The organism is Schleiferilactobacillus shenzhenensis LY-73 (assembly GCF_000469325.1).
Classification (GTDB): Bacteria; Bacillota; Bacilli; order Lactobacillales; family Lactobacillaceae; genus Schleiferilactobacillus; species Schleiferilactobacillus shenzhenensis.
The window spans coordinates 30,796-43,048 of the sequence record NZ_KI271587.1 but is presented as its reverse complement, the minus strand read 5'-3'; the positions used below and the strand labels follow the sequence as shown (position 1 = coordinate 43,048).

12 protein-coding genes and 1 pseudogene are annotated in these 12,253 nt (G+C 59.3%); all 13 read left to right on the top strand.

The window, feature by feature from the left end; all coding sequences use genetic code 11:
* The first annotated feature begins 398 nt into the window (after nt 1–398).
* A complete protein-coding gene (locus tag L248_RS06380) occupies nt 399–1,526 on the top strand; it encodes a helix-turn-helix domain-containing protein (RefSeq protein ID WP_040535294.1) in 1,128 nt (375 codons plus the stop codon).
* Nucleotides 1,519–1,740 (top strand): PLD nuclease N-terminal domain-containing protein, encoded by a 222-nt coding sequence (locus L248_RS06375; protein WP_022529318.1) that lies wholly within the window; start codon nt 1,519–1,521, stop codon nt 1,738–1,740. The genes L248_RS06380 and L248_RS06375 overlap by 8 nt, the downstream gene beginning before the upstream one ends.
* On the top strand, nt 1,733–2,644 hold the full coding sequence (locus L248_RS06370) for an ABC transporter ATP-binding protein (protein WP_022529317.1): 912 nt from the start codon (nt 1,733–1,735) through the stop codon (nt 2,642–2,644). Before L248_RS06375 ends, L248_RS06370 begins: the two co-directional genes overlap by 8 nt.
* Nucleotides 2,637–3,401, top strand: a complete 765-nt coding sequence (locus L248_RS06365) for an ABC transporter permease (RefSeq protein WP_022529316.1) — start codon at nt 2,637–2,639, stop codon at nt 3,399–3,401. The genes L248_RS06370 and L248_RS06365 overlap by 8 nt, the downstream gene beginning before the upstream one ends.
* A gap of 98 nt (nt 3,402–3,499) precedes the next feature.
* A complete protein-coding gene (locus L248_RS06360) occupies nt 3,500–4,513 on the top strand; it encodes an alpha/beta hydrolase (RefSeq protein WP_022529315.1) in 1,014 nt (337 codons plus the stop codon).
* A complete protein-coding gene (locus tag L248_RS06355; RefSeq protein ID WP_022529314.1) occupies nt 4,513–5,220 on the top strand; it encodes an NAD(P)H-dependent oxidoreductase in 708 nt (235 codons plus the stop codon). Before L248_RS06360 ends, L248_RS06355 begins: the two co-directional genes overlap by 1 nt.
* On the top strand, nt 5,210–5,398 hold the full coding sequence (locus tag L248_RS06350) for a hypothetical protein (RefSeq protein WP_022529313.1): 189 nt from the start codon (nt 5,210–5,212) through the stop codon (nt 5,396–5,398). Before L248_RS06355 ends, L248_RS06350 begins: the two co-directional genes overlap by 11 nt.
* Nucleotides 5,399–5,415: 17 nt before the next feature.
* Nucleotides 5,416–6,399, top strand: coding sequence for an SGNH/GDSL hydrolase family protein (locus tag L248_RS06345; protein WP_022529312.1), 984 nt, complete (start codon nt 5,416–5,418; stop codon nt 6,397–6,399).
* Nucleotides 6,400–6,457: 58 nt separating this feature from the next.
* On the top strand, nt 6,458–6,925 hold the full coding sequence (locus L248_RS06340; protein WP_155828581.1) for a hypothetical protein: 468 nt from the start codon (nt 6,458–6,460) through the stop codon (nt 6,923–6,925).
* Nucleotides 6,926–7,170: 245 nt separating this feature from the next.
* Nucleotides 7,171–8,247 carry a zinc-ribbon domain-containing protein gene (locus L248_RS06335; protein ID WP_081701236.1) on the top strand — a complete coding sequence of 359 codons (1,077 nt, stop codon included), beginning with the start codon at nt 7,171–7,173 and terminating at the stop codon, nt 8,245–8,247.
* Nucleotides 8,244–9,074 (top strand): SGNH/GDSL hydrolase family protein, encoded by an 831-nt coding sequence (locus tag L248_RS06330; RefSeq protein ID WP_022529309.1) that lies wholly within the window; start codon nt 8,244–8,246, stop codon nt 9,072–9,074. The genes L248_RS06335 and L248_RS06330 overlap by 4 nt, the downstream gene beginning before the upstream one ends.
* A 7-nt stretch (nt 9,075–9,081) precedes the next feature.
* Nucleotides 9,082–9,220: pseudogene (locus L248_RS16310) on the top strand (zinc-ribbon domain-containing protein); the annotation flags it as partial.
* Nucleotides 9,221–10,707: 1,487 nt separating this feature from the next.
* Nucleotides 10,708–12,216 (top strand): TcaA 3rd/4th domain-containing protein, encoded by a 1,509-nt coding sequence (locus tag L248_RS06320; protein ID WP_040535288.1) that lies wholly within the window; start codon nt 10,708–10,710, stop codon nt 12,214–12,216.
* Nucleotides 12,217–12,253 lie beyond the last annotated feature (37 nt).

Genomic DNA, 12,253 nt, shown 5'->3' with positions numbered 1-12,253 from the left:
CCACCACTGAGCCCCCGCCCGCTCCGCCCTCCGTCACCCTACATTCTCGGAGACTGGGAACGTCTCGCTCCTCACAAAGTCAAGGCAGCTCTTTCCACAAATTTCCTGGCGGCCACGCAAACCCAGAAGTATGGGTGGTACCGCCGGCGAATATGTCCTGGCACTGACAATTTCACAATTGGGTAGGAAGTAGACGATTTGGGCCCGGAGGCTGGCGGGCGTCAGTGTGCCGGCCACGTTCCACGCCCAGCCAGCCGGAGGGCCCAAATCGCCGGGTCCGCAGATCTTTTTCTATGTATCGTTCCAGTTAACATTTCTCCCCAATAGTTAACAACCACTCCATATACAATCCGCCCCCTGACGCTTAGAATTGTCGTGAGTGATGAGGAGATGAGCGGATGCGTGTGAATATTGGCCCGGTGCTCGTGCAGGAGCGGAAGAAGCGGGGAATTACCCAGCAGCAGCTGGCGGACTTCATCGGGGTCTCGAAGGCGGCGGTGTCGAAGTGGGAGACGGGGCAGACCTATCCCGATATTACCCTGCTGCCCGCCTTGGCGGCGTACTTCGACCTGCGCATCGACGACTTGCTGGACTATGAACCGCAGCTGGCGGCCAAGGAGATCCACAGTATCTATGCGTCGCTGAAGCAGTCGGTGACCACTGAACCCGGGGAGAAAGTATTGGCCCGTCTGCGCAGTTTGGTGCGCCGCTATTATGCCTGTTATCCGTTCTTGGAGCAGATGGGGATGTGGCTGCTGAACCACTTCGACCAGCTGCCGGGGAAAGATACGCCGAGCAAGCTGCAAGCTTATATTCCCGAAGCGCAGCAGCTCTTCGTGCGAGTGCGGAAAAATGCGCCGGATTCGCAGCTGAAAATGCGGGCGCGCAACATGGAGGCTTATACCATGGTGATACTCAATAAGCCGGCCGCAGTATTAGACCTCTTGGGCACCTTCACGCCGGAATATTTGCCGTCAGAAAGCCTGATTGCCAGCGCCCAGCAGATGCTGGGGGAGACCGATCAGGCCCAGGCCACGTACCAGAGCGCCCTGTATCAAGCAACCAGCGTGGTGGCCAGTTACTTTACCAATTATCTGCAGATGCTCCTGGCTGATCCGCAACGGTTTGCGGAAACGTACCGGCGTGCGCGGGCCTTTGCCGCCGTGTTTGACTTGGCTCGCCTCAATCCCTTGGTGTATTGCAATCTGCTGGGGTCCGCGGCGGCCGGCTTTGCCCAACAAAAACAGCCGGATCAGGTCTTTGCCGTACTGACGGACTACGCCGCCGCTTACCAAGCGACCACGTTTCCCGTCACGCTCCACGGGGATGCGTATTTTGACAAAATTGGTCCCTGGCTGGACCAGTTGGACATCGGTACCCAGACGCCGCGGAATACGGCGTTGGTGGAGCAGAGTCTGCGGGACGTGATTCTCAACAATCCGGTCTTCACCGCCTACCACGATGATCCCCGCTGGGCAGATATTGCTGCCGCAATGCGGCCGAAGGAGAAAAACAATCATGAATAACAATGTTGATGTCTTAATGGACAATTTACCGATCTTTATTCCCCTGATCCTCTTGGAACTGGCGCTGATGATTACGGCTTTGGTGCACGTGCTGCGCCACCCTCATTACCGGTTCGGAAACAAGATTCTGTGGGTCGTGGTGGTCGTGGTCTTCCAAATCATTGGGCCAATCGTCTATTTTGTATTCGGCAGAGGGGACGACAGCCGTGCCTGATATTTTGACCTTAAGCCACATCCAGAAGTCTTTTGGCAGTCAGCGGGTATTAACGGACTTGGACTTCAGCGTGCCCACCGGTTCGATCTTTGGGTTTGTCGGGGAGAACGGGGCGGGTAAGACCACCACCATGCGGCTCATTCTGGGGCTGGATAAGCCGGATGACGGCACGATCACGGTGGGCGGGGAGAAAGTGACCTTCGGGGCTACGAAGACGAACCGGATCACCGGCTATTTGCCGGATGTACCCGCATTCTATGATTACATGACGCCCACGGAGTATTTAACGCTTTGCGCCCGCATCACCGGGATCAGCGACCGCCGGCAGCGCATCAGCGAGATGCTCGACTTGGTGGGCTTGCCAGCGGACAAACACCGCATTCGCGGCTTTTCCCGGGGCATGAAGCAGCGCTTGGGCATCGCCCAGGCGCTGCTGAACCGGCCCCAGCTGCTCATTTGCGATGAACCTACCAGCGCGCTGGATCCGGCGGGACGCAACGAGTTTTTGGATTTGTTGGCGTCGTTGCGGGGGCAGGTGACCGTGCTCTTTTCTACCCATATCCTCAGTGACGTGGAGCGAATCAGCGACCGGGTGGGAATCCTACATGGCGGCCGGCTGCAGGCCTGCGATACCTTGGCTGGTCTGCATCAGCGCTTCGGCCGGCCTCAGATCGTCTTGACCTTGGCGGATACCGCCGCGGCCAAGGAGTGTGCGGCGGCCTTGGCGCCCCTGGCGGCGCAGGTTCAGGGGACCACGGTGACGGTGGATTATCAGGGCGCTTACCCAGCAGCCGCCCGGACGGTACTGCGCCGCTTAGTGACGGCCGACATCACGCCCACGGGCCTGCAGCAGGAGAACCCGACGCTGGACCAGATTTTCTTGGAGGTGATCAAGAATGCGTGATTTGGGCACGATGCTGCGGAAAGAAATGCTCGAGACGTGGCGGACATACCGATTCCTCATCCTGGCCGTTGTCTTCTTGATCTTTGCCCTCATGAGTCCGCTGTTTGCCAAGCTGACCCCGACGATCATGAAGATGAGCTTCGGCAGTACGCTGGCGCTGAAAATGCCCCAGCCCACGTCGGCGGATTCCTGGACGCAATTCTATAAGAATATGAGTCAACTGGGTATCTTCGTGGTCGCCATCATGTTCAGCGGCACGATGAGCCAGGAGCTGAGCAAGGGCACCCTGGTGAACCTGGTGACCAAGGGCCTGGCCCGCTGGACCGTCGTCGTCAGCAAGTACCTGGCCCTGCTGGGTCAATGGCTGGTCATCACCGGTACCAGCTTTCTGGTGACTTGGGGGTATACCGCTTACTATTTCCCGGATACGAAGAGTCCCCACCCCGGCGCCGGCCTCATCCCGCTGCTGCTCTTCGGGGCTTTCTTCCTCGCCGTCATCCTCTGCGGCTCCACCCTGGCCCGCAACAGCTACGGCGGCTTGCTTTTCACCGCCATCGTGGTGGCCTTGCTGTTCGTCGTGAACGTCTTTAAGAAAGCCCACGACTACAACCCCGTCTCGCTGATCAGCGACAACATGGCCCTGGTCGCCGGCACGAAGTCCCTCACGGACCTGGCTCCGGCCATGATTATCGTTGGGGCGGCGGCGTTCCTGCTGCTGGCTTGGGCCGTGGTCTTGTTGAACCGGCGGAAGCTGTAATCTAACGTTTTTGTAATATGCAAACCAATTCATTGCGCTGCCTGCCACCGACCCTGTACAATGACGGTAGATGAATATCGGAATGAAGGGAGTCGGCCATGAAGAAAGCATTGCGCGTGCTGCAGGGTATCGGTAAATGGATCGGTTTTGTGCTGCTGGCTTTTATCACTGGGATCGTTATCTCGTTCAACACGTCGCCCAAACTGTTTGCCTCGATCATCGCGCAGATGCCGCAACTGGCTAAGGTCGGCCCTTCGCCTGCGAACTGGACGCGATACGAACGGCGGGTGACCCGGACGAGCAACATCACCTATCCTTCAAAGTACACCAATAATACGTTGGATCTCTATACGCCGAAGACTAACCAGGGCAAACAGCCCGTCATCTTCTGGCTGCATGGCGGGGCCTTTGTGTCCGGCAGTAAAGAAGGCGCCCGGGACTTTGCGTATAAGATGAGCGCGACCCAAGGGTACAGCGTGGTGGCCGTGAACTACGAAGTGGCCCCCAATGCCCAATACCCGGACCAGATCATTCAGCTGGGCGAGGCTATCCATTACTTCCAGACGCACCAAGCCGAGTACCCGCAACTGGATATGAACAAAGTGATCATCGGCGGCGACTCCGCCGGCGCCCAGATGGCATCGCAGTATATTGCTGTTCAGACCAACCCTAAGCTGGCGAAAGAAATGAACCTGACGCCCCAGCTTCAGCCCAGCCAAATCATCGCGGCCGTGCTGTATTGCGGGCCTTACGATATGAAGACGTTGGCGACGATTCAGAACAAGGCGCTGCAGTTCATGGTCAACCAGCTGGGCTGGGCGTACATGGGCACCCGCGATTGGGTCAATTCAGATATGGCCAGCGAGTCCTCGACCACCGACCAAGTGACCAAGGATTACCCGCCGACCTTCTTGACTGATGGCAATACCGGCTCCTTTGAAGGCCACGCCCTCAAGCTGGAATCCGTGCTCAAGGCGCACCACGTGCCTGTTTCTACTTTGTTCTTCGGGCCGAACGAGGCCGTGTACCACGAGTATCAGTTCCAGATGAATTCGAAGAACGGCAAGCTGGCCTTCGACCGCACCGCGTCCTTCCTGAACCAGTACCGCTGATGCGTACGCTGATTTTGGTGGGGCATCCCGATTTGCGTCATTCGGGGACTCAGGCGTTCTTGCACGAGGCAGCCCAGGCCTTGACCAATGCCGATTGGTGGGATATCACCAGTCAAGCCGTCACGACGCCGGCTCAGATTGCCCAATTACAGGGAGAAATGCGCCGATACGACCGCCTGATCTTCCAGTTTCCGTTGTATTGGTACAGTCTCCCCGGGGTCTTCAAACAGTGGCTCGACACGGTTTGGACGGCCCCGTTTGTGTCCGGGCGGCCAGGGGAGGCCCCGGCACTGGCCGGCAAGGAATTAGGTATCGTGGTGACTTTCAGCCAAGCCGCGGAAGATTACCGCTTGGGCGGCAAGGAACATTTCTCACTGAGCGAACTGATGCGGCCGCTGGCGGCGCTGGGACTGGCCGCCCAGATGCGGCTGCTGCCGCTGTTCCCAGTGGCGCAGTTCGCCTATATGCCGGAAACGAAACGACAACGGCTGCTGGTAGCTTACGCTCAGTACTTGAGTCTGCCGGCGGGGACACACTTCGCGGACCGGGCCCGCTGGTTCAGTGATTGGCTAACGGCCCATGCGAGTGAGGATCAGGAGTATGCAGCGTGGGCGGCGGCATTAGCGGCCCGCCAAGAGCAATTGACGGACCTGCACGACACGCTGGCGGAGATGCGCCGGGAAGAAGATGACCGGAATGGCGGATGACGAGGAACAAGACGATGCTTTGGCGGCAGCTATTCGGCAGCGGGCGGCGGCCGCACCGGATTATGTGCAGCGGGCCGTGCTGCTAGCCCTGGCCGATTTTGCTGCCGCCCAGCAGCGGCGCATTACGCTGACCAGCGGTGAGATCGACGGCCGGTCGTGGGATCACGAATCATGGTAAGACGAGGGGATGAGCGGATGACGTGGACAGCAGGCAATGCCAATGGATTATTTTCAGGACTTCATTTCAGTGGCCGCTGGATTCCCCGGCGCGTTGCCGATCAGGATGCGATGTACACGACCAATCTCGGGGCCGCGATTCACTTCCAGATCGATGGGGCCAGCAGCACCATCCTGCACTTTGTGGAGACGCCCCGGCCGGTACCCAGCCAGATTGCCATCCGTATCGATAATGGCCGCTACGTGCACTTCGACCTGGCCCACACCCCCGTCATGCTGGCGACTACACCGACTGTCCACCAGATCAGCGTCGTCATGTCCGGTAACACAGACGACGACCCCGTTTGGGCGGCGGACCAAGATGCCGGTTTTGCGTTCACCGGCGTCACGTTGCCCAATGGCGGCCAACTAGCGCCCATCGTGCCGGCTGGCCCCCGCCTGACCTTCATCGGCGATTCGATCACGGCCGGTTGCTGGGTAGCCGGCAAGACACCGGCTAAGGACTACCGGGGCGAAGCATCCTACGCGGCCATCACGGCGACGAAGATGAACGCGGAAGAAACCCGCATTGCTTACAGTGCGGCGGGAATATTGCAACCCGGCCGGGGCGGTGTGCCGGCGGCCAAAGACTTCTTCGGCCACTTGGACAACCGCACGCCCTGGGCCGTGGACACCGAACAGGATGCCGTCATCATCAATCTTGGCACGAACGACCAAGACTATCCGGTGGAAGAGTTCGTTACGGCGTATATCCGTTTTGCCGCCCAGCTGCGCGGGGTCTACGACGACCGGCCGATTTTCTTGATGATTCCCTTCAACCAAACCTTCGCTGAACCCATCCGTCACGTGGCCCGGCGCGGGGACCGGTTGCAGATCATCGAAACGAAAGATTGGACGATTGAAACGACCGACGGGACCCACCCCAATTTGGTGGGTCATAAGAATGCGGCCCGCCATCTGGTGGGCGTACTGCAGAAAGCGTTAGCCCAAAATCAGGAATAGCGTCGGCACATGTCGTGAAGCAGGCTGATAACAGCCGGAACGGAGCGGGGTGGTGATCATGCGGATTCACAATGCTAAATGGTTATTACTGATCGTTGTCTCAGGACTGGTGCTGGGGCTGGCGGGGTGCCGGGCCATCTCCCAGCGGCTGGCCGGTTATGAGCCGGTGCAGGTCGCCTTTAGTTACGGTCAACAGTCATTCACTGGTATGACAGCCCAGGGAACCAAGCCGAAGATGGTATTTCCACTCACTGATAAGACCGTCACAATCTCAGTGAGTCATTTGTCGGCAGGATACAAATATGAAGTGGCCATGGATACGGAAGCCAAAGAGTTGTTCCGGGCATACGGTGATTCACCGCCGGCAGGGGTACAGAGTATGGGTACAACGGCTGAAGTGTCTCAGAGCGATCCCAAATCCAATCAGTTCCTTAAACCCGGTAAGTTCACCCTTACTGTCCGGGTGATTAACCGTAAGACGAACAAAACGATTGAAACGGTCACTATTCCGTATACCATTCGTTAAGCATAATCATCATGCACACAACTTTTTATCATTATTCGTCGGCTTATTTTGCAGATATGTAAGCCAGTCCCGGCACCCTCAATAACCCCAGAAGTATCCCGCCTTGTCTCCGTCTCGTTCGCTCCCCAGAACGAGACATTTTTTGTGGTGGCAGTCATATTTCCCACCGGTGGAAGCTCACATCTATGTTATAATCATCCTGAATCTTAAGAATTTACTAAGGACCATCCGGGGAGGAAATCATTATGAAGATATGTCCACATTGCGGCGCGGAGAATGCCGCGACCGCCAAGTTTTGTACCCGTTGCGGAACGTCGCTGGTCGATGTGCCCGTCACCACCGCACAGGCGGACCAAAGCACCGCACCGGCGGCCAGCACTGTGGCCAGCCAGCCAGACAGTTCCGCGACCAACAGCGCCGCGCCTGGCCAAACACCGCCGGCGGCTCCGGGCCAAGCGACACCGCCGCCCACTGCTAGCGTCCCACCGGCCTATGGGCCGACGCCCGACCAAGGGAACGTACCACCTGCCTATGTTGCCCCAGCTCAGCCGGCGGGGCCGAACCGGTTGGATCAAGCCAAGACTTACGGGGCCAACTATTTTAACAACCTGCTCCAGTCTTGGCAGCACCCGATGGCCTGGGCCGCCCACCAGCAGGATGAACATCCTTACTACGGCATCATCAGCCTTGTGTTATTAGCCCTGCTCAACACGCTGGCCTTCTGGGGCGTAATGCGCCACATCGTCCAGCTCCTGCTCAGCTGGGCGGTGAAGTATGCCAGCAATCTGGGCGGTGTCATCGGCGGGGCCAGTGTCGCCAGTAATCTGCCCTCCGCTAGCGAGATTGCCAGTGTGCAGGCACAGGTGGATCAAGCCGTTTCCCTGTATGTATCGAATGCCTACATTCAATTTTTTCTGTATACCATTGCTATTTTTGCACTCAACATCGTGGTCGGTTATTTGGCGAAGCGTTATTTGATGGGCGACGAGACGCAAAGTTTCTTTTCTTATGTCAACCAATTCAGCTATTATCTGAATTCTGCGCTGATCGTCGCCGCCATCATGGCCGTCCTGGCCCTGCTGGGCATCGTCCAGTCTTACGTTGTTCTGATTGGCCTGATCATGATCGCGGGGGCCATCTTCAACGTGGCTTTCTTCATGGCCACCACCCAGGGCGTCCAGAAGCGGCTCGACCGCGTCTACACGATGGTCATCGTACAGGTCGCGGTCAACGTGCTGGTCATGCTGTTCGTGACTAGCCGGATCACCAGCATTGTCACGACCATCATCGACCAGATGCAGCACAGCGGCCTCTTCCGATGAAGCACGCGGCGTGGCTGCTGCTTGTCGGGGCGCTGCTCCTGGGCGGTTGTCAGCAGCCGGCCAAGCCCGCCGCTTCGCCCTCGACATCCACCAGTACAGTGAGAAAGGCCCCGGCCAAGCGCGCGCAAGCGAAAAAAGCCGCCGCCAAGAAGTCGTCTGCGGCCGCCAAAACACCGGTCGCTGCGACGATTGTCAGCCAATTACACCAGTCTGGCCACCAGTCTTTGGTCTATGCGCCATTGGGAGATTCTCTTTCTGTGGGGCTGTTCGCTGATAGTCGCCAGTCCCGCTTTACCAGCTTGTTCGCGGCTTCCTTGGGCCAGGCGGTGGGCAAACCGGTGACCGAGAAGGGCGTGGCGGTCGTCGGGAAAACCGCCGCCAACTTAGGCGTCCCCAGCATCGCCACGATCGTCAGTCAGCAGCCGGATATCGTCACCATCGAATTTGGCACCAATGATGCCGTGGGCGGGGCGAGTGATACTGTGCTGACAGCGTTTCGGCAGGATTTGGTGACGATCGTCAACCAGCTGCAGCAGCAGACCCACGCCCAACTGATCCTCATGACGACCTGGAGTCCGGCGAATGGCCAATACATTGCCAGTGACCAGGCGTTTGATACGCAGATCAAGGCGGTCGGCCGGCAGTACCGTGTACCCGTGGCCGACTTGCGGACGATTTGGCAGGGCAACGCCAGCGTGACCGGTCCGGCCGGTCAGACGCTGCCGGACTTTGCCCAATGGGGCACCCGGGACACCTTTCATCCCAATCAGCGGGGGCATCAAGCGATTGCTGACTTGCTCATGAAAATCGTCCGGCAGCCACAGTAGGAGGGGTATTTTGAATACATTGAAGTTTTGTCCCAATTGCGGCCAACCCGTGGGCCCGACGGATGATTTCTGTCAAAACTGCGGGTTCGACCTGCGGGCGGCGCGGGCTAAACTGGCCGCGCAGGCCGACACTCAAGAGACGGCGGCTTCCCAGAATGCGGCCGCGCCGCAGCCGCCGGTATCCGATGCCGCGCCCGCAGAAGAGAATCCGTTACCTGCGCAATCGGCCGCACCGATACCAGAACGGCCGCCTTTGACCGACGCAGCCCCAGATGTACCGCCAGCGGCCAGCGCGGAAGCGAATGACCAGCTGCCGCCGGCCACTAACCAAGTACCTGCGGCACCACCCAGTAATCAAGCGAACCCAGGCATCTCGCCCCAGATCAACGCGGCCGGACCAGCGGCTGCACCCCTTCACCAGACGGATACGGCCGCAGCGGCTGACCAACCGGGGTCACCGGCACCGGTGCAATCAGCTGCCGACCAGAACATTCCAGGTACGCCAGTGCCGCCGGCCAGCCCAGCGGGTCCGAACAGCCCGGTACCGCCGTTGGCGGCGCAGCCTGCCCTTGCGGCAGACAAACGGCCGCCGCATAAGCGCCGGCGCTGGCCCTGGCTCGTTGTGCTCCTCCTGCTTCTCGTCCTCGCTGGCGGTTATTTCGCCGGTACGATGGTGTACAGCAAGGGCCGCCAGGTTCCTGCACTGGCCCAAGCCATAGCCAGCGGCGATCCGCAAAAAATGGCTGCCGTGGCCGTCGACAGCCAGGGTACAGCGCTGTCCGCAGACCAGCTTAAGCCCTTGGCGGCGTTGATGAAGAAGCAGCCGGCCGTCGCCCAGAAGCTGAAGCAGGCGGTCTCGGCTGAAACGGTCAAGGGCCCGGTCCAAGTGGTGGCTAGCGGCCGGCAGCTGCTCCTGTTCCCCGCGTACCGCGTGGCCCTGAAGACCATGCCGGTCGCGGTGGCCACTAACCTTTCTGCCCCGGCCTTCACCCTCGACGGGGCGCCAATCACGGTCAGCGGTGCAAGTACGCGCCGGTATACGCTGCCCCAGCAGCTCCCCGGGATCCATGCCGTGACAGTCAAGGGTAAGCAGGACGGCGAGAACAAGACGCTGCACCAGACCGTGACCCTTTCTCCCTTCAGCACTACCCCAGCCATCGTGATGAACGGCAAGGCTAAGGCGAGCAAGGATACCCTCTCCGCGCTGCTGGCAGACAGCAGCAAGGAGGCCGACCAGGAAGCGGCGAAGGCCAGTAAGAAAGCGGCCGCGGAGAGCAGCAGCGCGGCTAAGAAGGTGGACCGGGCCAGCGATGTCGATATGGACCAGTTCGACAGTGACGTCGATGCCCGCAATGACGACGACAGTACCGATGGCGTCGTCGGCCACTGGCGTTCTGGCAACCAGACCTTCAACTTCAACGATGACGGTACTTATAGTGGGACGTCCAACGGCAAGACCACTGCCGGCTCGTACAAGGTCGTCTACCGGGACGGCGATACGCTCAATATACAATTCACTAACAGCCAGGGGACGGTCGTGGAGCCGTTCGCGCTGGCAGACGGCCACTTGATCGAGACGAATCTCAAGATCGATTGGTCGCCCGCTGACTGATTTGGGGAAGGAAGAAAAGTGATGGAGAACAAACAAGAATTCTGTCCTAATTGCGGGGCGGCCGTGAAGTCCAGTGATGATTTCTGCCCCAATTGCGGGTACAACCTGGCGGCGTATCGGCAGCGGCTGCAGGCAGCAGAACAGGCGGCCGGGTCAAGCGCGCCGACACCGCCGCCGACTCAGCCGGCGCCGCCGGTGCAGTCTGCCGCCCAGCAGCCCCCCGCCCAGCGAGCGCCGCGCCCACCGCGGCAGCCGCTGAGCAAGAAACAGAAAGTCTTATTATGGGTCGCCGCAATTCTCGTCGTCCTGCTGGGCGGCGGTTATTACGCGGGCACACAGTACTTCAGCCGGGCAAACCAGTTGAACCGGGCGGCTGCGGCCTTCGCCAAGAATGATCCCCAGACCGCCGCGGCCTACATCACCACCGACGACCCGAAACTGTCAGTGGATGCCCAGACGGTTAAGCCGCTGCTAAAGGAGTTCCAGGCCACACCGTCACTGGTCACGCAATTCAAGCAGCAGGCCAGCCAGCAGGCGTTGGCGGCAGTGCCCAGCACCACCAGCGGTTTCGTGGAGAGCGGCCGCCGACTGCTGCTGTTCCCGGCATACAAGTATAAAGTCCAGGCGGTCTACCCCCGGGTGACGACCAACCAGAATTCCACCCAAGTGACCTTCAGCGGTGCCCCGGCAGTGCGGGTCACCGGTAAGCTGAACGGCAAGGAAGTCGGCCCGCTGATGCCCGGCCGCTACACCATCACCACCACGGCCACGATCAGCGGCAAGAAAGTGAGCAGCCGCCAGACCCGGGACTTGACGGATGCCACCCCGGAACTCGCACTCGCCTTCAAGACCGTCAGCTTCACTGCTACCGGCTATCCTGGTGCCGCCGTCTTGATCAACGGCGAGAGCATGGGCCAGATCGGCAAGGACAGCACGCTGACGATCAAGGATTATCCCATCACCAGCGGCGCAGCCAAGATGACCGAAGTCTTCACGGCCAACGGGAAGAAAATCGCCTCGAACCCCGTCAGCATTCAAGACGCCAGCGACAACGATGAGATCGGCGTGGGCTACCCTGGCGTCATTAGCCACGATAATGCCCAGGAATTAGTCGACGCGGCTTTCCAGAATACCCACGATATCGTTCGGTACGACGACGCCAGCGATTCGGACATCAGGGAAGCAACGGATCTCTTTGAGAACGGTAAAGATAACAAGTACTACCAGCAATTATTATCGACGATGACCGGTTATCATAAGTCTCAGTCTATCGATTCGTGGGAAGCCAAGGTGCGGCTGCAGCATGTCTATCCCATTGCTGAGAACCAAGCGTTAGTCATTTTTAACGTGTCCTGGATCTTCACCAACGCGGACACCGACGGCTACCACGTCCAGACGTTCCAATACCGGGGCCAGATCGACCGCAACACCAAGGCCGACCGCGACGCGGCGGATGCTTACGTTATCAACAGCTTCTCTATCACGAAGAAAATTGAAGACCGGCACACGGACGACGGCAGCGACTACTAAATATAGTTGCTATATTGGGTATATTCGCGCAGTGACC